This window comes from Stenotrophomonas sp. TWI1151, assembly GCF_039673135.1.
Lineage (GTDB): Bacteria > Pseudomonadota > Gammaproteobacteria > Xanthomonadales > Xanthomonadaceae > Stenotrophomonas.
Genome location: NZ_JBDJLA010000004.1, coordinates 205,125 through 231,934 on the forward strand (window position 1 = coordinate 205,125; position 26,810 = coordinate 231,934).

At 64.7% G+C, this 26,810-nt stretch carries 21 protein-coding genes and 2 tRNA genes; 3 read left to right on the forward strand and 20 right to left on the reverse strand.

The annotated features are described in order from the left end of the window. The first annotated feature begins 58 nt into the window (after positions 1-58). Positions 59-1,135, forward strand: coding sequence for a serine hydrolase (locus tag ABE422_RS07890; protein WP_346482766.1), 1,077 nt, complete (start codon positions 59-61; stop codon positions 1,133-1,135). Here ABE422_RS07890 and ABE422_RS07895 read toward each other — a convergent pair. Continuing rightward, positions 1,104-2,702, reverse strand: a complete 1,599-nt coding sequence (locus ABE422_RS07895; protein WP_346482767.1) for a winged helix-turn-helix domain-containing protein — start codon at positions 2,700-2,702, stop codon at positions 1,104-1,106. The genes ABE422_RS07890 and ABE422_RS07895 overlap by 32 nt on opposite strands. 50 nt (positions 2,703-2,752) lie before the next feature. Then, positions 2,753-3,937: a glycoside hydrolase family 18 protein gene (locus tag ABE422_RS07900; RefSeq protein WP_346482768.1), complete on the reverse strand. Its 1,185-nt coding sequence runs from the start codon at positions 3,935-3,937 to the stop codon at positions 2,753-2,755. Positions 3,938-4,304: 367 nt separating this feature from the next. On the opposite strand from ABE422_RS07900, the gene ABE422_RS07905 reads away from it, so the two are divergent. Then, the gene (locus ABE422_RS07905; RefSeq protein WP_313209015.1) at positions 4,305-4,688 is read left to right on the forward strand and encodes a VOC family protein; all 384 of its coding nucleotides are present in this window, start codon (positions 4,305-4,307) and stop codon (positions 4,686-4,688) included. Positions 4,689-4,934: 246 nt separating this feature from the next. Here the strand turns inward: ABE422_RS07905 and pnp are convergent, their stop codons facing one another. The 8 genes from pnp to ABE422_RS07945 form a co-directional block, all read right to left on the reverse strand. After that, positions 4,935-7,046 carry a polyribonucleotide nucleotidyltransferase gene (gene pnp, locus ABE422_RS07910; protein WP_121038382.1) on the reverse strand — a complete coding sequence of 704 codons (2,112 nt, stop codon included), beginning with the start codon at positions 7,044-7,046 and terminating at the stop codon, positions 4,935-4,937. 147 nt (positions 7,047-7,193) lie between these two features. Then, on the reverse strand, positions 7,194-7,454 hold the full coding sequence (gene rpsO, locus ABE422_RS07915; protein ID WP_038687260.1) for a 30S ribosomal protein S15: 261 nt from the start codon (positions 7,452-7,454) through the stop codon (positions 7,194-7,196). A gap of 172 nt (positions 7,455-7,626) precedes the next feature. Continuing rightward, the gene (truB, locus tag ABE422_RS07920) at positions 7,627-8,538 is read right to left on the reverse strand and encodes a tRNA pseudouridine(55) synthase TruB (RefSeq protein WP_346482769.1); all 912 of its coding nucleotides are present in this window, start codon (positions 8,536-8,538) and stop codon (positions 7,627-7,629) included. Between the two features lie 118 nt (positions 8,539-8,656). Then, positions 8,657-9,094 (reverse strand): 30S ribosome-binding factor RbfA, encoded by a 438-nt coding sequence (gene rbfA / locus ABE422_RS07925; RefSeq protein ID WP_123730643.1) that lies wholly within the window; start codon positions 9,092-9,094, stop codon positions 8,657-8,659. An 87-nt stretch (positions 9,095-9,181) separates the two neighbouring features. After that, entirely contained in the window at positions 9,182-11,824 is a 2,643-nt protein-coding gene (gene infB, locus ABE422_RS07930; protein WP_313208969.1) for a translation initiation factor IF-2, read from the reverse strand. 95 nt (positions 11,825-11,919) lie between these two features. Then, positions 11,920-13,431, reverse strand: a complete 1,512-nt coding sequence (gene nusA / locus ABE422_RS07935; RefSeq protein WP_019182690.1) for a transcription termination factor NusA — start codon at positions 13,429-13,431, stop codon at positions 11,920-11,922. A gap of 4 nt (positions 13,432-13,435) precedes the next feature. Next, positions 13,436-14,026 carry a ribosome maturation factor RimP gene (rimP, locus tag ABE422_RS07940; RefSeq protein WP_313208968.1) on the reverse strand — a complete coding sequence of 197 codons (591 nt, stop codon included), beginning with the start codon at positions 14,024-14,026 and terminating at the stop codon, positions 13,436-13,438. 816 nt (positions 14,027-14,842) lie between these two features. Next, positions 14,843-14,919: transfer RNA gene (locus tag ABE422_RS07945), tRNA-Met, on the reverse strand. 47 nt (positions 14,920-14,966) lie between these two features. On the opposite strand from ABE422_RS07945, the gene ABE422_RS07950 reads away from it, so the two are divergent. Then, on the forward strand, positions 14,967-15,221 hold the full coding sequence (locus ABE422_RS07950) for a hypothetical protein (protein ID WP_346482770.1): 255 nt from the start codon (positions 14,967-14,969) through the stop codon (positions 15,219-15,221). Between the two features lie 35 nt (positions 15,222-15,256). Here ABE422_RS07950 and ABE422_RS07955 read toward each other — a convergent pair. From ABE422_RS07955 to nuoF, 10 genes are all read right to left on the reverse strand, one after another. Beyond that, positions 15,257-15,333, reverse strand: a tRNA-Met gene (locus ABE422_RS07955). A 126-nt stretch (positions 15,334-15,459) separates the two neighbouring features. Continuing rightward, positions 15,460-16,920 carry an NADH-quinone oxidoreductase subunit NuoN gene (gene nuoN / locus ABE422_RS07960; RefSeq protein WP_176989302.1) on the reverse strand — a complete coding sequence of 487 codons (1,461 nt, stop codon included), beginning with the start codon at positions 16,918-16,920 and terminating at the stop codon, positions 15,460-15,462. Between the two features lie 36 nt (positions 16,921-16,956). Further along, positions 16,957-18,465, reverse strand: coding sequence for an NADH-quinone oxidoreductase subunit M (locus ABE422_RS07965; protein ID WP_282260951.1), 1,509 nt, complete (start codon positions 18,463-18,465; stop codon positions 16,957-16,959). 23 nt (positions 18,466-18,488) lie between these two features. Continuing rightward, positions 18,489-20,681, reverse strand: a complete 2,193-nt coding sequence (gene nuoL, locus ABE422_RS07970; protein ID WP_313208966.1) for an NADH-quinone oxidoreductase subunit L — start codon at positions 20,679-20,681, stop codon at positions 18,489-18,491. Positions 20,682-20,688: 7 nt separating this feature from the next. Then, on the reverse strand, positions 20,689-20,994 hold the full coding sequence (gene nuoK / locus ABE422_RS07975; protein WP_019182685.1) for an NADH-quinone oxidoreductase subunit NuoK: 306 nt from the start codon (positions 20,992-20,994) through the stop codon (positions 20,689-20,691). Beyond that, a complete protein-coding gene (locus ABE422_RS07980) occupies positions 20,991-21,647 on the reverse strand; it encodes an NADH-quinone oxidoreductase subunit J (RefSeq protein WP_121041162.1) in 657 nt (218 codons plus the stop codon). Before ABE422_RS07980 ends, nuoK begins: the two co-directional genes overlap by 4 nt. A gap of 9 nt (positions 21,648-21,656) precedes the next feature. After that, complete coding sequence (gene nuoI, locus ABE422_RS07985) at positions 21,657-22,145, reverse strand: NADH-quinone oxidoreductase subunit NuoI (RefSeq protein WP_121038409.1); 489 nt, start codon at positions 22,143-22,145, stop codon at positions 21,657-21,659. A 3-nt stretch (positions 22,146-22,148) separates the two neighbouring features. Next, positions 22,149-23,240: an NADH-quinone oxidoreductase subunit NuoH gene (nuoH, locus tag ABE422_RS07990; RefSeq protein ID WP_313208965.1), complete on the reverse strand. Its 1,092-nt coding sequence runs from the start codon at positions 23,238-23,240 to the stop codon at positions 22,149-22,151. Then, positions 23,237-25,471 carry an NADH-quinone oxidoreductase subunit NuoG gene (gene nuoG, locus ABE422_RS07995; protein WP_346481765.1) on the reverse strand — a complete coding sequence of 745 codons (2,235 nt, stop codon included), beginning with the start codon at positions 25,469-25,471 and terminating at the stop codon, positions 23,237-23,239. Before nuoG ends, nuoH begins: the two co-directional genes overlap by 4 nt. Then, a complete protein-coding gene (gene nuoF, locus ABE422_RS08000; protein ID WP_123730636.1) occupies positions 25,468-26,808 on the reverse strand; it encodes an NADH-quinone oxidoreductase subunit NuoF in 1,341 nt (446 codons plus the stop codon). Before nuoF ends, nuoG begins: the two co-directional genes overlap by 4 nt. Positions 26,809-26,810: the final 2 nt, after the last annotated feature.

Consider the following 26,810-nt stretch of genomic DNA (forward strand, 5'->3'; position numbering starts at 1 on the left):
TCCAGCACTTCAGACCGCGTCATGGCGTAGTCGGCCCTCATCTCGAGGAGCCTTGCTCATGCACCCCTACCGACACCGACTTGCCGCCCTGGTCTTCGCCCTGGCGGCCGCCCTGCCACTGGTTGCTTCCGCCGCACCCGCGGTGCTGGACAACGCCCGGATCACCGCACTGGAGTCGGCGATCGCCAACCAGGACATCAAACAGATCACCAGCGTGCTGCTGCAGGTGGACGGCCAGGTGGCGTACGAGGGCTACTTCAACGGCGGCACGGCGGAGACCCTCAATGACGTGCGCTCGGCCAGCAAGAGCGTGACCGCGATGCTGGTCGGCGCGGCCATCGGCGACGGGTCCCTGCCCGGCGTACAGGCCCGTGTGTACGACTACTTCCCCGCGTTCACCGCTGGCCATCCCGTCGATCCCCGGCTGCGCGCGATGACGGTGGAAGACCTGCTCACCATGAGCACGCTGTGGGAGTGCGATGACGAGAATGCGTTCTCGGCCGGCAATGAAGAGCGCATGTACGTGACCGAGCACTGGCTGGACTTCGCGCTGTCGCTGCCGGTCAAGGGTTTCGCACCGTGGATGACGCGACCGGAAGACAGCCCGCACGGCCGCGCGCATGCCTACTGCACGGCCAATTCCTTCGTGCTCGGCGCAGTACTGGAACAGGCCACGAAGCGGCCCTTGGCCGACTACGCCGCGCAGGTGCTGGAGCGCCCGCTGGGCATCACCACGAGCACGTGGAACCGCTCACCGGAAGGCATCGGCATGGGCGGCGGTGGGACGCGTTACCGCAGCCGGGACCTGGCACGGTTGGGCGAACTGGTGCTGGCCGAGGGACGCTGGCAAGGCAAACAATTGATCCCGACCCGCTATGTGCGGGCGATGCTCAGCGCGCAGGCCACCGCCGGTGATGGTAGCGACTACGGCTATCAATGGTGGGGGCTGAAGCTTCCGGTCGACGGGCACGACAGCACCGTGTGGACGATGTCCGGCAACGGCGGCAACTACGTGTTCGTGATACCCGGCAAGAAGCTGGTCGCGGTGATCACCAGCCAGGCCTACAACCGCAGCTACGCCCACCCGCAGTCGCGCCGCATCCTTACCGAGTTCCTGCTGCCAGCGCTGCGCTGAGGCCGTCGAGGTCTGTTGGCCGCCATGGAGCGGCCAACACCCGGGCGCGCTGGGCAGATACGTCCGTCTCGATCGTGTCGAGCAGTCCCTGCCAGCCGGCCGTACCGTGCAGCGGCGCAAACAAGGGAGTGGCGCGCAGCCACGCCGCATCGCGGAAGCCGGCGTTCACCGCGTGATGCAGGGCCACCAGCGCAGCGGCCTCATCGCCCTGGGCCTGCAGCACCATCGCACGCTCCAGTGCGGTGTCGGACCAGCCATCATCGCCTTGCCCTTCCAGCATCTGCAGGCGCTCGGCGATCCAGGTCGGGGCAGGCGCCGGATCGCCATAGAGGCCGGCCAGGGTCTGCCCCATCGACTGCTGCGGGCGCAATACCCGGCTCTGCTCGAAGGCTTCGGCGGCGCCCTTCCGATTCCCGCTCAACAGCAGCATCTCGCCCTGCAGGCGCAGCAACTGCGGATGTGGCGTCCCGCGAGCCAGTGCCTGATCCAGCGCCTGCTGTGCTTTTGCCGACTCCCCCATTGCCAACAGGCTGTGCGGCCAGGCGATGTTGGCGAACACATTGTCCGGATAGAGCTGGAAGTTGTGCGCGTGCCGGCGAGCGGCCGCATCGGTGAACCCCAACAGCTCCAGCTCGCGTGCGACCTGTACGTCGCGGAAGCGAACCCGCTCGGGCGCGCGCAGTGACAGGTTGTCCTGCAAGGCCTGCGCGAGGTCGCCTTTTTCCTGCTGCAGATAGGCCAGCGATGCGCGCGTGCGCTCGTCACCCGGGTCGCGCCGCAGTGCCTGCCGGTAGTCCGCCATGGCGTGCGACATCGCGCCGAGGCAGTCGTGGGCATAGCCGCGTGCGGCCCAGCCGGCGGCATCTTCCGGCGCCTTGAGCACCAGCTGGCTGCTCAACACCAGCGCCTCCTGCGCACGCTCGCGCGCGCCGTTGAACAAGCAGGCATCGGCCGCCAGCGCTCGGGCGAGTCCACGCCGTGCGCTTAGCGATTCAGGGTCGATCTGCAGCGCCTGGCGGTACAACGCGATCGCCCGTTCGTTGTTGCTGGCCTGGCCGATGCCCGCGTAATAGGCGGCGCGCTGCAGCACCGCCTCCGCTGGCGACGCCGGTGCGCTGGCGGGACGTACCAAGGCGAACACGACGGCAGCAGCGGCGACCGTTACCCCAGCCAGCCAGACCCACCGTGCGGGTGCGCGCACGCCGGGTGCGACGGGAGCGCCCTCCGTGCCGGCGCTGGCAACGGCATCACGCATCACCGGCTGCGGCGAGGCGCACAACTGGTAGCCACGGCCACGAACCGAGCGGATGTAGCGCGGCCGACGGCCGTCATCGCCCAGCGCCTGCCGGAGCAGCTTCACCCGCTGGCTGATCGCATCCTCGCCGACCACCGCCGGTGCCCAGACCTGATCGGCGAGCGTGTCGAAATCGACGACGGCGTTGCCGTGGGCCAGCAGGCAGTCCAGCAGCCGCCAACTCAACCCGCCGACCGGCAATACCTGATCTCCTCGCCGCACCTGCTGGGCAGGGCGGTCGATGTGCAGATCCAGCAGGCGGACGGTCTCCATGGCGGCAAGCATAGGGCACGCCGCGTGCGTGGCGGCGGCCTTCGGCGCGCTTACTTCGCAGGTTCCCGGAACGGCGCCACCATGGCCTTGAGCAGGCTGCCCTGCGCGTCGTCACCGGTCAGCTCCCACATGAAGACGCCGCGCAGACCGCTGTCCTTGGCGAAGGTGGCGCGCAGACCGATCGAGGTGGGATCCTCATAGCTGACGAAGACCTTCCCGGTGGCGTTGTACAACCACGGCGTCTGCGCGACCGGGTGCCAGTGCCGCTCCCAGCCGGGCTGGCCGAGCATGCTGGCCTGGATCTGCCGCCAGTCGCCGGCCGGATGCGGCGCGCTGTAGTGCTGGTAGAGGCCCTGGTTGGCATCGCCCTCCAGCTGGAAGCCACGGCCGTAGAACGGCACGCCGAGCACCAGCTTGTCTTTCGGCACACCGTGCTGCTCGTAGTAGGCCACCGCCCCGGCCACGCTGTTCCAGCGTTTCAATTCCGGCGCCAGCGGATCTTCCGGCACCTCATGCAGCGGCGCGTTGAAGGTGGACACCGCCGAGAAGCCGGTGCCCATGTCGTAGCTCATCAAGTTGATGAAATCGAGCGCGCGGCCGAGCTCCTTGAGTTCGTAGCTGCGGGCCGGATCATACGGGCCATCGGTCTGCACGCGGCCGGCAGGCAGCGCGGCGGTGACCAGCCGGTGCTGGCCGTCTTTCTTGTCCAGCGCATCGAGCTGGCGGCGGAACTCGCGCACCAGCAGGGTCATGTTGCGGCGATCTTCCGGGCGGTCGGTGATCTGGGTCGGGCCGCCATATACCGGGAACTCCCAGTCGATGTCCACGCCATCGAAGCTGCCGCGATGGCGCTCGAAGAACATCGCCACGCAGGAGGCCGCGAAGCGTTCGCGGCTTTCCGCGGTCAGCGCCGCATCGGAGAACCCGCCCGCGTTCCAGCCGCCGATCGAGATCAGGGTGTGCAGCGTCGGATGCGCACGCTTGAGCGCGGCCAGTGCCCTGAAATGCGCATCGGCCTGCGGCGCGACCGCGCATTGACCTTGGTCGATGGTGGCGAACGCATAGAACAGATGGGTGAGCGTATCGGCCGGAATGGTCTCCACCGGGTAGCGGTCCGCCGAACCCCCCGGGTAGTACGCGCCGATCACCTTGGGCAACGACTCCATGGCGGAGGCGGCCTGCGGCATCACGCTGGCGATCAGAACGGCCAGGACAGCGACGGTTGGACGGAACATGGGATCTCCCGGGGCGAAGGCGAAGCCACGTTAGCAGCGTGCTGTGGTGCGTGGGCGCTTTGCGCGGTGATGTCCTGCGAATCCGTCCAGCGGACACTGACGGCTGACCCACGCAGGCCTGGCGGCTGTCCACAGGCCGTACGGCAACACCCGGTACACGCCACGGACGCGTCACTCGAAGTCGCCGCCCGCAGCGGACGACCGCGCGGTCTGTCCCGCTCTGCCGCGCGGCCCGCCCGCCCGCATGTATGCCTGCATGCCTGCATGCGCGCCTGCCTGACGGCGACAGGTGTTCACCCCCGCCTTGCGTCATCGGTTTTACAGTTCAGCGATAGTGACTGCCTGCTGCGTGACACCGATGACCGACCTGCATATCGACCGATTGGACCACCTGGTCCTGACCGTGGCGGATGTCGCCGCGACCTGTGAGTTCTACCACCGCGTGCTGGGCATGGAGGTGGATACCTTCGGCGAGGGGCGCAAGGCGCTGCGCTTCGGGCTGCAGAAGATCAACCTGCATGCACAAGGGCGCGAGTTCGAGCCAAAGGCCGAGCGCCCCACGCCCGGCTCGGCGGACCTGTGCCTGATCACCTACGCGACGATGGACGAGATCCTGGCGCACCTGCAGGCGCAGGGCGTGACCGTCGAAGAAGGACCGGTCCAGCGGACGGGTGCCACCGGACCGATCCTGTCGGTGTATTTCCGCGATCCGGACCGGAATCTGATCGAGGTATCTCGCTATCTGGCGTAATGCGCCCCCACCCAACGGCAGCCATGCGTGGCATGGCATGGCACTCCACCGCGAACCGGCGCTGTTGGTTGAACATGCGGGCACAAAAAAAGCGGGCCGAAGCCCGCTTTTTCTTGTCTGCGAAAGCGTGAGGACCAACGGTCCTCGCCTACCGACCGGGAAGCGTGAGGACCAACGGTCCTCACCTACCGACCGGGAAGCGTGAGGACCGACGGTCCTCACCTACCGCGAGATCGGCCCGGCCGATTACTCGGCGGCGGGGGCGCCCTCGCCTTCTTCGACGGCCTTCATCGACAGGCGGATACGGCCCTGCTTGTCGACTTCCAGCACCTTGACCTTGACCACATCGCCTTCCTTCAGCACATCGCCGACCTTCTCGACGCGATCGCTGGAGATCTGCGACACGTGGACCAGACCGTCCTTGCCCGGCAGGATCGTGACGAACGCACCGAAGTCCATGATCTTGGCGACCTTGCCTTCGTAGATGCGGCCCGGCTCGACGTCCGAGGTGATCTGCTCGATGCGGGCCTTGGCAGCCTGCGCAGCGATGGCGTTGACCGACGCGATGACGATGGTGCCGTCATCCTGGATGTCGATCTGGGTGCCGGTTTCCTTGGTGATGGCCTGGATGGTGGAACCACCCTTGCCGATCACTTCGCGGATCTTGTCCGGGTGGATCTTGATGGTCAGCAGGCGCGGCGCGTAGTCCGACAGCTCTTCGCGCGGGGCGGTCAGGCCGTGGGCCATTTCACCCAGGATGTGCAGACGGCCAGCCTTGGCCTGCTGCAGTGCCTGCTTCATGATCTCTTCGGTGATGCCTTCGATCTTGATGTCCATCTGCAGGGCGGAGATGCCCTCAGCGGTACCGGCGACCTTGAAGTCCATGTCGCCCAGGTGATCTTCGTCACCCAGGATGTCGGACAGGACGACGAAGCGCTCGCCTTCCTTGACCAGACCCATGGCGATACCGGCCACCGGCGACTTCACCGGCACGCCGGCGTCCATCAGGGCCAGCGAGGAACCGCAGACCGAGGCCATCGACGAGGAGCCGTTGGATTCGGTGATTTCCGAGACCACGCGGATGGTGTACGGGAAGGCTTCCAGCGACGGCATCACTGCCAGCACGCCGCGCTTGGCGAGACGGCCGTGGCCGATTTCGCGACGCTTCGGGCCCATCATGCGGCCGGTCTCACCCACCGAGTAGGGGGGGAAGTTGTAATGGAAGAGGAAGTTTTCCTTGTACTCACCGGCGACGGCATCGATGACCTGGCCATCACGGGCGGTGCCCAGGGTGATGGTCACGATGGCCTGCGTTTCACCGCGGGTGAACAGCGAGGAGCCGTGGGTACGCGGCAGGATGCCGGTCTTCACCGAGATCGGGCGGACGGTGTCCAGCGCACGGCCGTCGATGCGGACCTTGGTGTCGAGCACCGAGTTGCGCATGGTGCTGTATTCCAGCTCGCCGAATTCCTTCGACAGCTCGGCCGGGTTCCAGCCTTCGGCGGCCACACGGCCAGCCAGCGACTCGACCACGTCCTTCTTGATCGCCGAGATGGCGTCACGGCGCTGCAGCTTGTCGCGCACCTGGAAGGCTTCGCCCAGACGCGGGCCGATGGCTTCCTGCAGGGCGCTGATCAGCACGTCGTTCTTGGCCGGGGCTTCCCAGGTCGACGGCTTGGTGCCGGCTTCCACGGTCAGCTCGTTGATCGCGTTGATGACCTTCTGCATTTCGCGGTGACCGAAGGTCACAGCGCCCAGCATCACGTCTTCGGACAGCAGCGCGGCTTCGGATTCCACCATCAGCACGGCGTTGGCGGTACCGGCGACAACCAGTTCCAGCTCCGAATCCTTCAGTTCGGTCACGGTCGGGTTGAGGATGTACTCACCGTTCTTGTAACCCACCTTGGCGGCGGCGATCGGACCCTTGAACGGGGTACCGGCCAGCGACAGCGCAGCCGAGGCGCCGATCAGCGCGGCGATGTCGCCGTCGATGTCCGGGTTCAGCGACATCACGGTAGCGATGATCTGAACTTCGTTCTTGTAGTCTTCCGGGAACAGCGGACGGATCGGGCGATCGATCAGGCGCGAAATCAGCGTCTCTTTTTCGGTCGCGCGGCCTTCGCGCTTGAAGAAACCGCCCGGGATACGGCCACCTGCGTAGAACTTCTCCTGATAGTCGCAGGTCAGGGGGAAGAAGTCCTGGCCCTCACGCGCGCTCTTGGCGGCAACGGCGGAGACCAGCAGCACGGTGTCGTCGAACTTGACGATGACGGCACCGCCGGCCTGACGGGCGATTTCGCCGGTTTCAAGCGTGACGGTGTGCTTGCCGTACTGGAAGGTTTTGGTGATTTTTGCCACGGGGGTTTCCTTGGATGATGCTTTCTTCAATGGACCGCTGGCGACCCTTGCCGCCGACGGGTGACCGGTTGTCCGGCCCATACGTTTGATGCTGTACTGCCAAAACAAAACCGCGGCGCATTCCTGCGCCGCGGTGGGGGTTCGTGCTTAGCGACGCAGGCCGAGCTTTTCGATCAGGGCCTTGTAACGCGGAGCGTCTTTCTTCTTCAGGTAGTCGAGCAGGCTGCGGCGGCGGTTGACCATCTGCAGCAGACCACGACGGCTGTGGTGATCCTTCTTGTGGGTCTTGAAGTGGCCGGTCAGCAGTTCGATGCGGGCGGTCAGCAGAGCGACCTGGACTTCCGGGGAGCCGGTGTCAGCCGCGCTGCGCTTGTTGTCTTCAATGACTTTCTGGGTGTCGATCGACATATCTGTTTTCTCTTGGATGCGTGGCCCGCAGAAACGTCCCATTGACGTACCGCGCGACTCGCCGTTAACGAAAGGATGAACCCGCAGAACGCGGGAAGCCTGAAAAGGCCGCGGAATTGTAACGTCCGCGGGCGTCCGGAACAAGGACCGGGGTGGCGTCCGGCCCGCTCGCTCAGAGGTTGAACAGGCGCTGCGGGGCCAGCAGACCGGTCTCGTCAACCTGGCCCAGGCCCTGGATCGCCTCGGCCGGGCCGAAGACCACCACCCCACCCTGCGGCCAGCTGGCGTCGCGGATGCGCTGCCCCACCCGGAACCGACGGGCCTGCTCGTCGTCCAGCGTGACCCGCGGGTAATGGGCCAGACCCGCGTCCAGCGGCAGTAACAGGGCCTCCATGCCGGCCTCATCGCCCTGCTCGGCCAAGGCGCGCAGGGTGTCCAGGGTGACCATCGGCGCCTCACGGAAGGGATCCACCCACAGCCGACGCAGGCCGGCGATATGGGCGCCGCAGCCCAGCGTCTCACCAAGGTCGCGGGCCAGGCTGCGGATGTACGTGCCTGAACCGCAGGTCACCCGCAGCGACAGCCGGGTCGGCTGCTGGTCCAGCACCTCCAGGGCGTGGACCTCCACATCGCGCTCCGGCGCTTCGATCGCCTCGCCACGGCGGGCCTTCAGGTACAGCGGCTCGCCGCCCTGCTTGAGCGCGGAGTAGATCGGGGCGCGCTGGCGGATGCGACCGCGCAGCGGTGCCAGCGCCGCCTCGAGCTCGGCCGCACTGATGGCCGGGACCGGCCGCTCGCGCAGCACGGTGCCATCGGCATCATCGGTATCGGTGGTCTGGCCCAGCACCACCTCGGCGTCATAGGCCTTGGCGGAGCCGAGCAACAGGCCGGCAATCTTGGTGGCCTCACCGAAGCACAGTGGCAGCAGCCCGGTGGCCAGCGGATCCAGGCTGCCGGTGTGGCCGCCCTTCTCGGCGCGGTACAAGCGGCGAGCCACCTGCAGGGCCGCGTTGGAGCTCATGCCGGTCGGCTTGTCGAGCAGCAGGATGCCATCCAGGCGGCGGAATGAAATTCGGGGTGCCATGCATTCAATTCAAAACGGCGCCGTGTGGCGCTGCCGGTCAATCCGGCCTCCGGCGGAGCGGTCGCACTGCGACAGGCCCCACCCCATAAGACAACAGCCCTTTCGGGCTGTTGGTCCATCAGGCTTTCTTGTCGCCTTCGTCGGCGTCTTCGCCTTCGTCGACGTCATCTTCGCCGCCGTCATCGCCCTGCCGACTTTTTTCTGCCGCCAGCGTATCGGGCAGATCGCGCAGGATGTTGTCGATGCGCTCGCCGCGATCCACCGAATCATCGTAGTGGAAGTGCAGCTCGGGCACGTGGCGCAGCTTCATCGCACGCGCCAGCTCCATCCGCAGCTCCCAGGCCAGTTCCTTCAGGCCTTTCATGGCTTCTACCGAACGTTCGGGCATCAGCGCGGTGACGAAGATCTTGGCATGCGCCATGTCACGGGTGATTTCCACGTCGGAGACGCTCACCGAAGGCAGGCCGTGTACACGCACGGCGTTGTGCACGAGCGTCCCCAGTTCGCGGCGGATCTGGGCGGAAACACGGTCGGTTCGATGGAAGGTCTTTGGCACGAGGCACTCTTGATTCGGTGGGCACCCGACCAACGGTCGGGCGCAACATCACGGTAGGGCCCGACCGTTGGTCGGGCCACCGCGACATTACAGGGTGCGCGGCACTTCGATACGCTCGAAGCACTCGATCTGATCACCCGGCTTGACGTCGTTGTAAGCCTTCACGCCGATACCGCATTCGGTACCGTTGCGGACTTCTTCGACGTTCTCCTTGAAGCGACGCAGCGATTCCAGCTCGCCTTCGAAGACCACGACGCTGTCGCGCAGGACGCGGATCGGCTTGCTGCGCTTCACCGTACCTTCGATGATCATGCAGCCTGCGACCGCACCGAACTTCGAGCTGCGGAACACATCGCGGACCTGGGCGATACCGATGATCTCTTCGCGGATTTCCACGCCGAGCAGACCGGAGGCCACCTGCTTCACCTGATCGATCACGTCATAGATGATCGAGAAGTAACGCAGGTCCACGCCGTTGGATTCAATGATGCGACGGGCCGAAGCATCCGCACGCACGTTGAAGCCGATCACGGTGGCCTTGGAGGCAACCGCCGAGTTGGCGTCCGATTCGGTGATGCCGCCCACGCCGGAGTGGATCACGTTGATGCGGATGTCGTCGTTGGACAGCGCGACCAGTGCCTGGCTCAGCGCCTGCACCGAACCCTGCACGTCAGCCTTGATCACCAGGTTCAGCACCTGCTGGCCATCGCCCTTGCCCAGGGTCGCCATGATGTCTTCCATGCGGCTGCCGGCGGACTGCACCAGGCGCGATTCACGGCGCTTGGTTTCGCGCTGCTGCGCGACGTCCTTGGCCAGACGCTCGTCTTCAACCACGACGAAGTCATCACCGGCATCCGGCACGCCGGACAGACCCAGCACCTGCACCGGAATCGACGGGCCAGCCTGGTCGGGCTGTGCGCCGGTTTCATCGAACAGCGCGCGCACGCGGCCGTACTGGATACCGCAGACCAGGTAATCGCCCTTCTTCAGCGAACCCTGCTGCACCAGCACGGTGGCGATCGGGCCACGGCCCTTGTCCAGCGAGGACTCGATGACCACGCCGCTGGCGCGACCGTCGGCCACGGCCTTCAGTTCCAGCAGTTCGGCCTGGATCGAGATCGCGTCCAGCAGGTCGTCGATGCCCAGACCGGCCTTGGCCGAGATCTCGACCATCTGCACGTCACCACCGAAATCTTCGGAGACGACCTGCTCGGTGAGCAGCTCGTTCTTGACGCGCATCGGATCGGCGCCGGACTTGTCGATCTTGTTGATCGCCACGATCAGCGGCACACCCGCCGAACGGGCGTGCTGGATGGCTTCCTTGGTCTGCGGCATGACGCCGTCATCGGCCGCCACCACCAGCACCACGATGTCGGTCAGCTTGGCACCGCGGGCACGCATGGACGTAAACGCCGCGTGGCCCGGGGTATCCAGGAAGCTGATCACGCCCTTCGGCGTTTCAACGTGGTACGCACCGATGTGCTGGGTGATGCCACCGGCTTCGCCCGTGGCGACCTTGGTGCGGCGGATGTAATCCAGCAGCGAGGTCTTGCCGTGATCGACGTGGCCCATGATGGTGACCACCGGCGGACGTGCCACCGGCTCGCCCTGGTTGCCACCGGCCAGCGCCAGCAGCGCGTCTTCGGCGTCGTTGGTGTTGGCACGGATCACGTTGTGGCCGAGTTCTTCGGTCACCAGCGCGGCAGTGTCATGGTCGATGGTCTGGGTGATGGTCGCCATGACGCCCATCTTGAACAGCGCCTTGACCACATCGCCGCCCTTGACGGCCAGCTTCTGGGCCAGATCGGCGACGGTGATGGTGTCGCCGATGGTGACGTCACGCACGATCGGCGCGACCGGACGTTCGAACCCATGGGCACCACCGCCGCTGCGCGACTGGTTGCTGTCACGGCGGCTGCCGTGCTGCACGCGCCCGGTCGGACGACCGCGCGAGTTGCTGTTGTTGCCGCGGCGGGCACGATCGGCGGCCGACAGATGCAGCTGACCGGCGAAGCGGTTGCCACCATCGTCGTCGCGCTTGGCGCCCGGACGGTTGTTGTTGTTGTTCGAGTTGCGATCGTCCGAACGCGGTGCCGGACGGGCAGCCGACGGTGCAGCCGGACGCGCATTGCGGGCCGGTGCATCGGCAGCAGCCGGCTTGGCGGCAACCGGGGCCGGGGCCGGCGGTGCGTTCTTGGCCGCTTCTGCAGCGGCTTCGGCCGCCTTGCGCTCGGCTTCGGCACGTTCCTTGGCGTCGATCTCTTCCTGACGCTTGCGGGCGATTTCTTCGTCGCGCGCACGGTCCTTCTCGGCCAGTGCGCGCTGCTCGTCCAGATTGCGCTGGCGGGATTCCTCCAGCTTGCGCAGGATGTCGGCGCGCTCCTCATCCGCGGTCATCGGCTTGCCGCTGGCGTCCTTCATGTAGGTACGCTTCTGGCGCACTTCCACGTTGACGGTGGTCTTGCTGCGGCCGGCGCTGACGGTCACTTCCTGCAACTTGCGACGGTTCAGGGTGATCTTCTTGGCGGCCTCGTCATTGCTCTCGACGGGCTGCTCGGTCTTGCCGTGCGAACGACGAAGGAAGCCCAGGAGCTTCACCTTCTCGGTACTGGTCACGACCTGGTCGGGACCGCTGAACTTCATGCCGGCTTCGGCAAGTTGTACGAGCAGTTTATCGACCGGGGTGTTGACCAGTTCGGCAAGCTTGCGGATGGTGGTTTGCTGCGACATTCGGATCCTATGATCTGGTTGGCGCTCCCTCGAAACGTGCGAAGGCAGCGCGGAGTCTAAGCCCTGAGCGGGTCAGGGCACTGTTCATCGCTGGCTCATTCGCCGCGCTCCAGGCGGGCGATCTCCTCGGCTCGGGCGGCAAGGATCAGGGCGGCGGCGCGCTCCTGGTCCATGTCCTCGATGCCGAACTCGAGGATCTCGTCGGCGGCCAGGTCCGACAGGTCCTCACTGGTACGCACGCCGTGACCGGCCAGGGCGTAGGCAGTTGCCTCGTCCATGCCTTCCAGGGCGAGCAGGTCTTCCGACGGCGAACCGTCCTCCAGACCTTCTTCCACCGCCAGCGCTTCGTTGAGCAGCGCATCGCGGGCACGGGCACGCAGCTCTTCGACGATGTCTTCGTCGAAGCCTTCCACGGCCAGCAGTTCGCCGACCGGGACGTAGGCGATTTCTTCCACGGTGTTGAAGCCTTCGGTCACCAGGATGGCGGCGATTTCTTCATCCACTTCCAGCTTGTCCATGAACAGCTGACGGGCAACGCCCTGCTCTGCCTCGGACTTGGCGGTCACCTGGTCCTGGGTCATCACATTGAGCTGCCAACCGGTCAGGCGGCTGGCAAGACGGACGTTCTGGCCGCCCTTGCCGATCGCCTGGGCCAGGCGCTCTTCCGCCACGGCCAGGTCCATCGAGTGTTTTTCTTCATCGACGATGATCGACTGCACTTCCGCCGGCGCCATCGCGTTGATGACGAAATTGGCGGGGTTCTCGTTCCAGAGCACGATGTCCACGCGCTCGCCATTGAGCTCGTTGGACACGGCCTGCACGCGCGAACCGCGCATGCCGATGCAGGCACCGATCGGATCGGTACGCGAATCGTGGGCCAGCACGGCGATCTTGGCGCGGTCGCCCGGATCACGTGCACAGGCCTTGATCTCGACCAGGCCCTGGCCGACTTCCGGCACTTCGAGCTTGAACAGTTCGATCATGAATTCCGGGGCGGCGCGGCTGATGAACAGCTGCGGGCCACGCGGTTCCGAACGGACTTCGGCCAGGTAACCGCGCACGCGGTCGCCAGCGCGCAGTACGTCGCGCGGAATGCCCTTGTCCTTCGGAATGAAGGCCTCGGCGTTGCCGCCCAGGTCCACATAGATGTTGCCGCGCTCGGCGCGCTTGACCACACCGGTGACCAGTTCGCCGACACGATCCTTCCACGCATCGACCACCTGCTGACGCTCGGCCTCGCGCACGCGCTGGACGATCACCTGCTTGGCGGCCTGTGCGGCGATACGGCCGAAGTCCGGGTTCTCGATCTGCTCTTCGATGAAATCGCCGACTTCCACGCCGTCGGCTTCATCGATGGCGTCCATCAGACGGATCTGGCGGTCCGGGGACTCCATGACCACGTCATCGGCCACCACTTCCCAGCGGCGGAAGGTTTCGTAGTTGCCGTCCTTGTGGTCGATCGACACACGGGCCAGCACTTCTTCTTCCGGGTAACGCTTTTTGGCAGCCGAAGCCAACGCTGCCTCGATGGCATCGAAGATGACTTCGCGCGGGACGCCTTTTTCGTTGGCGACCGCATCCACTACCAGCAAAAGTTCCTTGCTCATTGGCTCACTCCGCGCGCGGCTTTTTGGCCGCCGGCTCGTTGGATGGTTTCTTGTTCGCCTTGCCACCCTGTTTGGGTGCCGGGCCAGTCGGTTTGGTCGGAGCCAGGCCGAGGGCGGCCCAGTCCGGCATGATGCGCGCCTTGTCGATGTTCTCGATGTCGGCGGTAAACGGGGCATTGTCGACCTTGAAGGTGACCGTGCCTTGTTCGATATCCACGGCGAGGATCTCGCCCTGCAGACGGCGGCGGCCATCCTGCGGCAGGCTCAGCGTCACCTTGGCGGATTCGCCGATGGCGCGCTCGAACTGGTCGCCGGTGAACAGCGGGCGGTCCACGCCCGGCGAAGACACTTCCAGCGTGTAATTCGCCGTGATCGGGTCTTCGACGTCCAGCTGGGCAGACACTTCGCGGCTGACACGTTCGCAGTCGTCGATGTTGACGATGCGCTCGGGCTGCTCGGCCAGCGGCACGTCGATGTACAGGCGCAGCGTGGCACCACCCGGGGCGGTGAGATATTCCACGCCCAGCAGCTCGAGACCCAGCGACTGAACGGTGGGGGCGAGCAGATTCGCGATTTCGGTTGCCTTGTCGCTCACAGTCGGCCTTGATTCGTTGAAAAGAAATACGGGTCTGGTCCGTTGCATGGACCACCTTCCGGAAACAACAAAGGGCCCGTTGGGCCCCTGTCCGGTACAACTCCGGTCATGCTGGATTCCGGTGCAGAGACGCACGTGGTGCGTTTCTGCGAGCCCAGCGTTCCGGGGGTCACGGCGGCCTGGGTACAGGTTGCCGTTCCTGGAAGCCGGTTGCGGGGCCTGTTCACATCCGTTGAGAGGAGATGAGTAGACAGTCCGCTAAGCCACTGATGATAGCCGTTGCACCGCGCTGGTGCAATGGCCGGGGTGGCTGCTGGCGCCTCTATTCGGAAAGCTGAACGGCCAGAGCGGGCTGTTTGGGCGTTCGTCCAAGCCATCGGTGCGGGCAGGTCCGCGGGACGCGCCGTGACCCCCGCTCCGCGGCCCGGCCCAGCCGCTGGCGGTTGTGCGTTCGAACGCATGCGAGGCAGCGCCTCGCAAGCAATGCGCCCTCACCCTTGGGGACTCATGGGCGACATCCATGTCGCCCCAATGGTCCCGCCAACCTGCCCACACCGCTGCCTACGGAAATGGCTGGGCAGTCACTGAAGTTGCAAGCAAAGGCGGGGCAACATGTCACGCGACGACGTGTCATTGACGCTGACTGGCTGTCAATCATCGTCACCGCAGCCGCCATCGCCCCGCTCCGCTCCGCTCCGCCGACCTTTCCACTGTCATGCCGCGTCGCCGTCCACGTCGCCGATGCCACAACGAAAAAAGCGACCTCGTTGCCGAGATCGCCTTTTCGTCTACTGCATCTGCACTGCAGATTTTCTGTGGTAGCGGGGGCAGGATTTGAACCTGCGACCTTCGGGTTATGAGCCCGACGAGCTGCCAGACTGCTCCACCCCGCAGCAGAAGCGGAATTGTAAGGGAGTTTTCACTACTGTGCAACCCCCTTGTGAAACATATCGTTCGACGTCCAGGAAAGGCAGCCGAGCAACGGTCGGCTCTACCGAAAGGTCCGAAGCAGCCGGAGCAGCCGAAGCAGCTGGAGCAGCTGGAGCAGCTGGAGCAGCTGGAGCAGCTGGAGCAGCCGGAGCAGCTGGAGCAGCTGGAGCAGCCGGAGCAGCTGGAGCAGCTGGAGCAGCTGGAGCAGCCGACCAACGGTCGGCTCTACAACGAAAAAAGCGACACCGTTTCCGGTATCGCTTGATTCGTCCACTGCCTCCGGCTTGAACCGGAGCTATATGGTAGCGGGGGCAGGATTTGAACCTGCGACCTTCGGGTTATGAGCCCGACGAGCTGCCAGACTGCTCCACCCCGCAGCAGAAGCGGATGAGTTGTGTGCCAACCAACGGCTGGCACCTACCGCAACGATGTTCTGGCGAAACCGCTGCATCAACAACTCAGGAGATGAATATTACACGAGTTGCGCACGTTTGTATCGTTTTTTACGAAATATGTGCAAATGCCTGCTGGCACCACACCATGATCGGGTTCCACGCCACGCCCAGGGCCAGCAGCGCCAAGGCATTCACGCCCAGCACAACGCCCAGCACGCGATCGTTGTTGGCCGGCAGCGGCTCACCCACCGGCTCATCGAAGTACATGACCTTGATGACGCGCAGGTAGTAGAAGCAGCCGATCACGGCGCAGATCACGCCGACCATGGCCAGCCACAGCATGTCGCCCTGGATCGCCGCGCCGAGGACGGCCAGCTTGGTCCAGAAGCCCAGGAACGGCGGGATGCCTGCCAGCGACGCCATGATGCACAGCACCAGGCCGGCCATCCACGGGTTGCGGGCATTGAGGCCCTTGAAGTCTTCGATCTTCTCGGCTTCAAAGCCGTTGCGCGACAGCGCGATGATCGCGCCGAACGCAGCCGTGGACATGATCGCGTAGCTCAGGGCGTAGAACAGCGCCGCCGAGTAACCCCGCTCGCCCCCCCCGGCCATGCCCATCAGCAGGAAGCCGATGTGCGAGACAGTCGAGAACGCCAGCATGCGCTTGAGGTTGGTCTGCGCGATCGCCATCAGGTTGCCGATCACCAGCGACAGTGCGGCCAGGCCACCGATCAGGTACTTCCACTCGTCCGCCAGCGGACCCACGCCCATTTCCAGCAGGCGGTAGGCCATGCCGAACGCGGCCAGCTTCGGGGCCGAGCTGATGAACAGCGCGACCGGTGCCGGGGCACCCTGGTAGACGTCGGGCAGCCACATGTGGAACGGAGCGGCGCCGAGCTTGAAGGCCACACCGGCGATCATGAACACCGCGCCGGTCAGCAGCAGCATCTTCTCTTCGGTATGCGGGATGGCGGCGTTGATGGCGTCCAGGTGCAGCGAACCGGTGGCGCCGTAGATCAGCGACATGCCGTACAGCAGCAGGCCCGATGCCAGCGAGCCGAGCACGATGTACTTCATCGCCGCTTCCGAGGCCAGACCGTTTTCACGGTTGCTGGCGACCAGGGCGTAGGAGCACAGCGCCAGCAGTTCCAGGCCCAGATAGACCATCAGCAGGCTGCCGGCCGAGACCAGGATCATCATGCCCGCGGTGGCGAACAGGATCAGCACCGGGATCTCGCCCTGGTAGAGCTTGCGCTCGCGCAGGTAGCTCCAGCCGTAGATCAGGGTCAGGCCGCTGCACAGCACGATCACGGTCTTCATCACGTCGGCCGCGTTGTCGCGGACGAACATGCCGTGGAAGACCTCGCCCTGCCCGCCCACTCCGGTGGCGAGCATGAAGAACACGACCGCCAGCGCAGCGATCGAGAACAGGTGGGTCCAGATCTTGTTCTTCTCACTGATGAAAAGATCAAGCATCAACAGGGCGAACGCACTGCCAACCAGCACCAGCTCGGGAGCGAGCGGCGGGAGGTCAGCGGCGGTCAGTGGCAACAGCGGCGAGGTGGTCATCATCAAATCCTGGAATCAATACTCTCGACGGCCCGATTACAGCAGCTTGCTGGATGCGATCTGCATCGCCAGCTTCGCGATCGAGGGCTCCATCAGGTCGGTCAGCGGCTTGGGGTACAGGCCCAGGGCAAGGGTGCCCACGGCGAATACACCCAACACCAGCCACTCGCGACCGTTGATGTCCTTCAGTTCGGCGACATGGGCGTTGGCCACTTCACCGAAGAACACGCGCTTGTACAGCCACAGCGTATACGCCGCGGTGATCACCAGGGTGCTCGCCGCGCCGAGTGCCAGCCACGGATTGCGCTGGAAGCTGGCCATGATGATCATGAATTCACCGACGAAACCGCTGGTACCCGGTAGGCCGGCATTGGCCATGAAGAACAGCATGGCGAAGGTGGCGAACCAGGGCATCACGTTGACCACGCCGCCGTAATCGGCGATGCGGCGGCTGTGCATGCGGTCGTACAGCACACCCACGCAGGAGAACATCGCGCCGGACACGAAACCGTGCGAGACCATCTGCACCATCGCGCCCTGCAGGCCCAGGCGGGCTGCGTCCGGGTTGCCGGCGTCACGCACCAGCCACAGAGCGATGAAGGTGCCCAGGGTGACGAAGCCCATGTGGGCGATCGACGAATAGGCGATCAGCTTCTTCATGTCGTCCTGCACCAGGGCGACCAGGCCGACGTAGATCACCGCAATGAGCGACAGCGCGATCACCAGCCAGGCCCATTCATGCGAGGCGTCCGGCACGATCGGCAGGTTGAAGCGCAGGAAGCCGTAGCCACCGATCTTCAGGGCGATGGCGGCCAGGATCACCGAACCGGCGGTCGGCGCTTCCACGTGGGCGTCCGGCAGCCAGGTGTGGACCGGGAACATCGGCACCTTGACCGCGAAGGCGATCAGGAACGCGAAGAAGATCCAGGTCTGTTCCTTGCCCGACAGCTGCAGCTGGTACAGGTCGGCCAGCTGGAAGCTGCCGCCCTTCAGGTACAGGTAGATCAGCGCAACCAGCATCAGCACCGAGCCGAGGAAGGTGTACAGGAAGAACTTCAGCGCGGCGTAGATGCGGCGCGGGCCGCCCCAGACACCGATGATCAGGAACATCGGGATCAGCATCGCTTCGAAGAACACGTAGAACAGCATCGCGTCCGTCGCAGAGAAGATACCCACCGTGACACCTTCCAGGATCAGGAAGGCGGCCACGTACTGGTTCACGCGCTTGTCGATCGCGCTCCAGGCACCGATCAGGGCCAGCACCGAGACCAGCGTGGTCAGCAGGATCAGCGCGATCGCGATGCCGTCGACGCCGAGGTTGTAGCCGATGTCGTAGGCGGGAATCCAGGCGCGGGTCTCGACGAACTGCAGCGCGTCGATTCCCGTGTCATAGCCGCTGAGCAGCGACAGGCTGGCCACGAAGGTCAGCACCGCGACGCCCAGGGACGCCCACCGGGCGGTTTGGGCATCACGGATGGCAAGGATCAAGGCACCGCCGATGATCGGCAGCCAGATGAGAACACTAAGTAGGGGCCAGTTCGACACGTCTTCTTATTCCGTACAGGTCATCAACGCAGGTAATGCATCAGGACGCCCAGAAGGGCAATCAGGCCGATGATCATCGCGAAGGCGTAGTGATAGAGGAAACCGGATTGGGTGCGACGCAGCAGGTTGGCCGCCAGATCGATCAGGCGCGCCGAACCGTTGACCACCACACCATCGACCACATTCGTGTCGATCGCGCGCGAAACCTTGCCGAGCTTGATACCGCCGCCGGCGAACCCGCCGATCCAGAGCTTGTCGAAGCCGTACTTGTTCTCCAGCACCGACACGATCGGCGCGAAGGTCTTGCGGGCCTTGCCGGCCAGTTCCGGCTTCCACAGGTAGAACAGCGCCGCCAGCAGGAAACCGACCACCGTCAGGATGAAGGCCGGGGCCATCATGCCGTGAATGGCGAAGGCCACCGGGCCGTGGAACTCTTCGGCCAGCGCACCAATGGTGTTGCGCGCCGGGTCGTAGAAATCAACGATACCGGTGAAGAACGAATGCACCTGGCCCGGGATGGCAGCGTCGGCATGGTGGCCGGCCCAGTCGGTGCCGTACAGCATCGGACCGATGCTGAAGAAACCGATGACCATCGAGGGGATCGCCAGCAGGATCAGCGGCAGCGTCACCACCCACGGGGTCTCGTGCGGCTCATGCGCGCCATGGCCGTGGCCATGATCGTCATGATGCGCGTCGCCATGGTGGGCATCGGCTGCATGCGCGTCAGCGGCGTGGTGACCGTCATGGCCATGGCCGTGATCGTCATGCGCATCGCGGAAGCGTTCCTTGCCATGGAAGGTCAGGAACAGCAGACGGAAGCTGTAGAAGCTGGTCACGACCACGCCACCCAGCACCGCCCAGTACCCGTAGGTTGCCACCCAGCTCGAGGACACATGCGCGTGGTGCTGCGCGGCCTCGATGATGGTGTCCTTGGAGTAGAAGCCGGAGAAGAACGGGGTACCGACCAGGGCCAGCGTACCGATCCACATGGTGACGAAGGTGATCGGCATGTACTTGCGCAGGCCGCCCATCTTGCGCATGTCCTGCTCGTGGTGCATCGCGATGATCACCGAGCCCGCGCCGAGGAAGAGCAGCGCCTTGAAGAAGGCGTGGGTCATCAGGTGGAACACGGCGGCCGAATAGGCCGACACACCCAGCGCCACGGTCATGTAACCCAGCTGGGACAGCGTGGAGTACGCGACGACGCGCTTGATGTCGTTCTGCACGATGCCGATCAGGCCGGTGAAGAACGCGGTGGTGGCGCCGATGAACAGCACGAAGTTCAGCGCGGTCTGCGACAGCTCGAACAGCGGCGACATGCGGGTGACCATGAAGATGCCCGCGGTGACCATGGTCGCGGCGTGGATCAGGGCCGAGATCGGGGTCGGGCCTTCCATCGAGTCCGGCAGCCAGACGTGCAGCGGCACCTGGGCCGACTTGCCCATCGCACCGATGAACAGGCAGATGCAGATCACCGTGGCAACCGACCAGATCACCGGCTCGCTCATCACCGGAATGGAGGTGCCGAACAGGTCGATCGTGCCCGACCAGATCTGGATCAGCGCGTCCGGATGGCCCAGCACCTGGGCATTGGCGAACACGGTGGCGTAATCCAGGGTGCCGAACACCCACAGCACGCCGGCGATGCCGAGGATGAAGCCGAAGTCACCGACACGGTTGACCAGGAAGGCCTTCATGTTGGCGAAGATGGCGGTCGGGCGCTTGAACCAGAAACCGATCAGCAGGTACGAGACGAGGCCCACCGCTTCCCAGCCGAAGAACAGCTGCAGGAAGTTGTTGCTCATCACCAGGGTGAGCATCGAGAAGGTGAACAGCGAGATGTAGCTGAAGAACCGCTGGTAGCCCGGGTCATCCTGCATGTAGCCGATGGTGTACACGTGCACCAGGAACGACACGAAGGTCACCACGACCATCATCATCGCGGTGAGCTTGTCGACCATGAAGCCGACGTGCGCCGAGTACTGGCCCACTTCGAAGAACGTATAGAGGTTCTGGTTGAACGGCTGGGCGCCGCCCCACAGCAGCATGTACAGCACGTAGCTGGACAGCACGCAGCTGACCGCCACGCCGAGGATGGTGACCGCCTGCGCGCCAGCGCGACCGACCTGACGACCGAACAGGCCGGCGATGATGCTGCCGAACAGCGGTGCAAGCACCACTGCGATCAACAGACTCTTGGAGAGAGTGATTTCCATCTACGGATCAGCCCTTCAGCGAATCGACTTCGCCGACATTGATGGTGCGGCGAGTACGGAACAGGGTTACCAGGATCGCGAGGCCGATGGCGGCCTCGGCCGCGGCCACGGTCAGGATGAAGAAGACGAACAGCTGTCCGGCCGTATCACCCATCTCACGCGAGAACCCGACGAAATTGATGTTGACCGACAGCAGCATCAACTCGATGGACATCAACAGCACGATGATGTTCTTGCGGTTGAGGAAGATGCCGGCAAGGCTGATGCAGAACAGCACCGCACCCAGCGCCAGAATATGGCCAAGCGTGATCATGGCTGCGCCTCCTCGTTGCTGGACGGCTTGATGTTGGTGTGCACGACCGGCTTCTCCACATCCATTTTGACGATGCGCAGGCGATCGCTGCCCTTGACCATGGTCTGCTCGGACGGGTTCTGTGTCTTCAGGCCGGTGCGGCGACGCAGGGTCAGCATCACGGCGGCAACCACGGCCACGGTCAGGATGACGGCGGCGAACTCGAACGGCAGCAGGTACTCGGTGAACAGGCTGCGGGCCAGCCAGGTGATGTTGGAGGTGTCGGCGGCCAGCGCGGCAGCGTTGTCGGCCGGGAACGGATTGACCGCCCTGCCCTTCACGCCGATCAGCACCAGCATCTGCACCAGCATCGTCACCGCCACCACCAGGCCGAGCGGCAGGTAACGCACCCAGCCCTCACGCAGGTTGGAGGGATCGATGTCCAGCATCATCACCACGAACAGGAACAGCACCATCACCGCGCCGACGTAGACCAGCACCAGCGCGACACCGAGGAACTCGGCCCCGACCAGGATCCAGATGCAGGCCACGGAGAAGAAGGTCAGGATCAGGCACAACACGGCGTAGACCGGATTGCGCACGCTGATCACCGCCGCAGCGGAAATGCCCGCCACGATGGAGAAGACCCAGAAACTGATATTTACCCAATCCATCATTCGACCTCAGCGGAAAGCGGCATCGGCGGCGCGACGCTCGGCGATCTCGGCTTCAAGCCGATCACCGATGGCCAGCAGCTGCGGCTTGGTAACGATGTTCTCGCCACGGTTCTCGAAGTGGTACTCGAGAATGTGGGTCTCGACGATCGAGTCCACCGGGCAGCTTTCTTCACAGAAGCCGCAGAAGATGCACTTGAACAGATCGATGTCGTAACGGGTGGTACGGCGGGTGCCGTCCTCGCGCTTGGCCGAATCGATGGTGATCGCCAGCGCCGGGCACACCGCTTCGCACAATTTGCATGCGATGCAGCGTTCCTCACCGTTGGGGTAGCGGCGAAGTGCATGCAGACCGCGGAAACGCGGCGACTGCGGGAACTTCTCCATCGGGTACATCATCGTGTACTTCGGCTTGAAGGCGTACTTCAGGGTCAGCCACAGACCACCGAGCAGCTCAAGGAGCAGCAGGCTTTTGAAGTAATGAGTAATTCGGTTCATCGCTTAGACGCCCTTCTGGATCACGCCGTAAAACACCATCAACGCCGTCACTGCAATCCAGAAGATGGTGAGCGGGATGAAGACCTTCCAGCCCAGACGCATGATCTGGTCGTAACGGAAGCGCGGGAAGCTGGCACGGAACCAGATGTAGGAGCTGGCGAAGAAGAAGACCTTCAGCAGCAGCCACGGCCAGCCGCCCTTCCAGATCCAGTCGATCCACGGCGAGATGTCTGCCGTGATCCAACCCTGGAGCGGGCTCAGCCAACCACCGAGGAAGAAGATCGAGATCAGGAAGCTGATCAGGATCATGTTGGCGTATTCGGCCAGGAAGAACAGCGCGAAGGCACCACCGGAGTATTCGACCATGTGGCCGGCCACGATTTCCGATTCACCTTCCACCACGTCGAACGGCGCGCGGTTGGTTTCGGCGACGCCGGACACCCAGTACACGATGAACAACGGGAACAGCGGCAGCAGGAACCAGTCGAACAGACCGGAGTTGCCCGCCTGCGCCATCACGATGTTGCTCAGGTTGAGGCTGCCCGAGGCGATCATCACGCCGACCAGGGCGAAGCCCATCGCGATTTCGTAGCTGATCATCTGCGCCGAGGCGCGCATGGCACCCAGGAACGCATACTTCGAGTTGGAGGCCCAACCGGCCAGGATGATGCCGTACACGCCCAGCGAGGTCATCGCCAGCAGATACAGCAGGCCGGCGTTGGCGTTGGACAGCACGATCTTGGCGTCGAAGGGAATCACCGACCAGGCCGCGAAGGCCGGGCCCAGCGTGATCAGCGGCGCAAGGATGAACATCGCCTTGTGCGAGCTGCTCGGCTGGATGATTTCCTTGAACAGCAGTTTGAAGACGTCGGCGAAGGCCTGGAAGATGCCCATGCCGACATACATCGGGCCATGACGCACGTGCATCCAGCCGATCAGCTTGCGCTCCCAGACCACGTAGAAGGCCACCGAGATGATCACCGGCATGGCGATCACCAGGATCTTCAAGATGATCCAGAGCAGCGCGCCGATGTCGCCCAGTGACAGCAGCCACTGGTGCAGCGGGTCGACCGCGTTCAACAGCAATTCGTTCATGCAGCCACCACCGTTACGCGTGCGGCACCCAGCGGTGCGGTTGCACCGTGGCCCGATTCAATCCAGACCGACCCCGCGGCGACGCGGGCGTCGACCACCACCGGCAGGGTGGCGCGACCGGCATCGGTGCCGACCTTGGCCATCTGCCCTTCGGCCAACTGCAGGCGGGCGGCATCGGCGGTGTTGAGCACGATGCGCGGCGCGGTGTTGAGCGGATGCGACTGCAGTGCCTGGGCGCGACGGACCACCGCATCGGTGCGGTAGATCGCGGCGGTCGAGGTCACTTCCAGGCCCTCACCTGCCACCGGCGTTGCCGCCGAGGACGAGACGGTGACGCTGACCGGTGCCAGGCTGGCGCGCAGGCCGGCCAGATCGGTGAACTCGAAACCGGCCAGCGACAGTTCGCCGCCCAGTGCACGCAGCACACGCCAGCCTTCACGCGCCTCACCCGGCAGCTTGCCGCCGGCACGGGCCGACTGCTCGCGACCATCAAGGTTGGTCAGGGTGGCATCCACTTCCGGCAGCGCGCCGATCGGCAGGATCACGTCGGCGACGTCGCGGGTGGAGGCACAGGCGAACTGGCTGAAAGCCACCACCTGGGCACCGGCCAGTGCCTTGCGGGCAGCGGCGGCGTCGGCGAAGTCCAGGCCCGGCTCGATGCCGTAGATGGCATAGGCCTTGCGCGGCTGGGCCAGCATGGCGTTGACGTCCTTGCCGGCCGGCAGCACGCCGGCGCGGGTCAGACCCACGGCATTGGCGCCCTGCGGGATACGGCACAGCTTGGCACCGGTGGCAGCGGCGAAATCACGCGCAGCGGCGCGGATCGCGGCAGCCTGCGGGTGGTTTTCGGCGATCCCACCGACGATCAGCACGGCGTTGCTTGCGCCCTTGACGGCGTCACGCAGCTCGGCGTTGCCCAGTGCGTCGATGAAGGCCGACGGGGCGACGATCTGCTTGCTGGCCAGCTTGAACGCGAAATCGAAGTCCACCGGATTGACGGCGTGGATCTTCGCATTGCGCGTGGTCTGCGCCTTGCGCAGGCGGGCATGCAGCAGCGGCAGCTCGTGGCGGATGTTGCTGCCCAGCACGACGATGCTGTCCGCGCCTTCGATCTCGGCCAGCGGCAGGCCGAACACTTCGGCGGTGGCGGCGTCGGAGAAGTCGCGGTTGTTGATGCGGTGGTCGATGTTGGTGGTGCCCAGACCGGCAGCGAGACGGGCCAGCAGTGCGCCCTCCTCGTTCGAGGCCGACGGGTGCACCAGCACGCCGAGGTCATCGCCCTGATGGGCGGCGAAGATTTCCTTGGCAGCGGCCAGGCCTTCAGCCCAGCTCACTTCCTTCCACTCGCCATTGAGCTTGCGCAGCGGCTTGACCGCACGGTCATCGCTGTACAAGCCCTGGTGCGAATAGCGGTCGCGATCGGACAGCCAGCATTCGTTGACCGACTCGTTGTCGCGCGGCACGGCGCGCAGCACTTCGCCGCGGCGCACGTGCAGGAACAGGTTCGAGCCCATCGCGTCGTGGTAACCCAGCGACTCGCGCGCGGTCAGTTCCCACGGACGGGCGCGGAACTGGAACACCTTGTTGGTCAGCGCGCCGACCGGGCAGACGTCGACGACGTTGCCGGACAGCTCGGTGGTCAACGGCTTGCCGTCGTAGGTGCCGATCTGCAGGTTCTCACCGCGGTACATGCCACCCAGCTCGTAGGTACCGGCAACGTCGGCGGTGAAGCGGACGCAGCGGGTGCACTGGATGCAGCGGGTCATTTCGGTGGCGACCAGCGGACCGATGTCCTCGTCGGGCACCACGCGCTTGCGCTCGTTGAAACGGCTGACCGAACGGCCATAGCCCAGCGACACGTCCTGCAACTCGCACTCGCCGCCCTGATCGCAGATCGGGCAGTCCAGCGGATGGTTGATCAGCAGGAATTCCATCACCGAGCGCTGGAACTTCAGCGCCTTTTCACTGCGGGTGGCGACCTTCATGCCATCCATGACGGGCGTGGCGCAGGCCGGTGCCGGCTTGGGCGACTTTTCCACGTCGACCAGGCACATGCGGCAGTTGGCGGCGATCGGCAGCTTCTCGTGGTAGCAGAAGCGCGGGATCGGAATGCCCGCCTTGTCGGCGGCCTGGATGATCATCGAGCCCTTGGGCACGACCAGGGACTGGCCGTCGATTTCGACGGTCACATGATCCGGTGGCACGCTCGGGTTTACGGGTTGCGCGCTCATGCGGCGGCTGCCTCCACCTTCTTGCCGTCAACCATCGAATGACCGTTGACGATGTAGTACTCGAATTCGTCCCAGAACTGGCGCAGGAAGCCCTGGATGGGCCATGCCGCCGCTTCACCGAACGCGCAGATGGTGTGGCCTTCAATCTGGCCGGCCACCGTCTTCAACTGATGCAGGTCTTCCATCGTGGCCTTGCCGGCGACGATGCGCTCCAGCACACGGTGCATCCAGCCGGTGCCTTCACGGCACGGGGTGCACTGCCCACAGGATTCCTTGTGGAAGAACTGGCTGATGCGGCAGGCGAACTTGACGCAGCAGACGCTGTCATCCAGCACCACGATGGCGCCCGACCCCAGACCGGTGCCCAGGGCACGCAGGGTGTCGTAGTCCATCTGCAGGCCCTTGAGCTCTTCGGCCTTCAGCACCGGCATCGAGACGCCGCCCGGGACCGCGCCCTTGAGCGTGCGGCCCGGCTTCAGACCACCGGCCATTTCCAGCAGGTCGTCAAAGGTGGTGCCCAGCGGCACTTCGAAGTTGCCGCCCTTCTGCACGCAACCGGAGACCGAGAAGATCTTCGGACCGCCGTTCTTGGTCAGGCTCAGGCCTGCGAACCATTCCGGGCCGTTGCGGATGATCGCCGGCACCGAGGCATACGTCTCGGTGTTGTTGATCGTCGACGGCTTGCCGTACAGGCCGAAGTTGGCCGGGAACGGCGGCTTGTAGCGCGGCTGGCCCTTCTTGCCTTCCAGCGATTCCATCAGCGCGGTTTCTTCGCCGCAGATGTAGGCGCCGGCACCCAGCGCACCGTAGATGTCGATGTCCACGCCGCTGCCGAGGATGTCCTTGCCCAGCCAGCCGTTCGCGTATGCGTCGGCCAGGGCCTGTTCGAAGTTCTCGAACGGCTCGTGGTGGAACTCGCCACGCAGGTAGTTGTAGCCCACGGTCGAGCCGGTGGCGTAGCAGGCGATCGCCATGCCTTCCACGACCGAATGCGGGTTGTAACGCAGGATGTCGCGGTCCTTGCAGGTCCCCGGCTCGGATTCATCCGAGTTGCACAGGATGTACTTCTGCATGGTGCCCTTGGGCATGAAGGACCACTTCAGGCCGGTCGGGAAACCCGCGCCGCCACGGCCGCGCAGGTTGGACTGCTTGACCATCTCGATGACCTGCTCCGGCGAGATCTTCTCTTCGAGGATCTTGCGCAGGGCAGCGTAGCCACCGGTCTTGAGGTAGCTTTCATACGACCACGGAGTGTCGTAATGCAGGGTGGTGTAGACCACCTGGTGCGGCAACGGTGCGGGACCGACCGGACCACTGGGTGCGTGATGATGTGCCATGT

Excerpts from the sequence above, each read along its gene's own strand:
- ABE422_RS07890 (WP_346482766.1), top strand. The coding sequence starts at position 59 with ATGCACCCCTACCGACACCGACTTGCCGCCCTGGTCTTCGCCCTGGCG.
- ABE422_RS07895 (WP_346482767.1), bottom strand. The coding sequence starts at position 2,702 with ATGGAGACCGTCCGCCTGCTGGATCTGCACATCGACCGCCCTGCCCAG.
- ABE422_RS07900 (WP_346482768.1), bottom strand. The coding sequence starts at position 3,937 with ATGTTCCGTCCAACCGTCGCTGTCCTGGCCGTTCTGATCGCCAGCGTG.
- rpsO (WP_038687260.1), bottom strand. The coding sequence starts at position 7,454 with ATGTCGATCGACACCCAGAAAGTCATTGAAGACAACAAGCGCAGCGCG.
- truB (WP_346482769.1), bottom strand. The coding sequence starts at position 8,538 with ATGGCACCCCGAATTTCATTCCGCCGCCTGGATGGCATCCTGCTGCTC.
- infB (WP_313208969.1), bottom strand. The coding sequence starts at position 11,824 with ATGTCGCAGCAAACCACCATCCGCAAGCTTGCCGAACTGGTCAACACC.
- nusA (WP_019182690.1), bottom strand. The coding sequence starts at position 13,431 with ATGAGCAAGGAACTTTTGCTGGTAGTGGATGCGGTCGCCAACGAAAAA.
- nuoN (WP_176989302.1), bottom strand. The coding sequence starts at position 16,920 with ATGACCACCTCGCCGCTGTTGCCACTGACCGCCGCTGACCTCCCGCCG.
- nuoL (WP_313208966.1), bottom strand. The coding sequence starts at position 20,681 with ATGGAAATCACTCTCTCCAAGAGTCTGTTGATCGCAGTGGTGCTTGCA.
- nuoK (WP_019182685.1), bottom strand. The coding sequence starts at position 20,994 with ATGATCACGCTTGGCCATATTCTGGCGCTGGGTGCGGTGCTGTTCTGC.
- ABE422_RS07980 (WP_121041162.1), bottom strand. The coding sequence starts at position 21,647 with ATGGATTGGGTAAATATCAGTTTCTGGGTCTTCTCCATCGTGGCGGGC.
- nuoI (WP_121038409.1), bottom strand. The coding sequence starts at position 22,145 with ATGAACCGAATTACTCATTACTTCAAAAGCCTGCTGCTCCTTGAGCTG.
- nuoH (WP_313208965.1), bottom strand. The coding sequence starts at position 23,240 with ATGAACGAATTGCTGTTGAACGCGGTCGACCCGCTGCACCAGTGGCTG.
- nuoG (WP_346481765.1), bottom strand. The coding sequence starts at position 25,471 with ATGAGCGCGCAACCCGTAAACCCGAGCGTGCCACCGGATCATGTGACC.
- nuoF (WP_123730636.1), bottom strand. The coding sequence starts at position 26,808 with ATGGCACATCATCACGCACCCAGTGGTCCGGTCGGTCCCGCACCGTTG.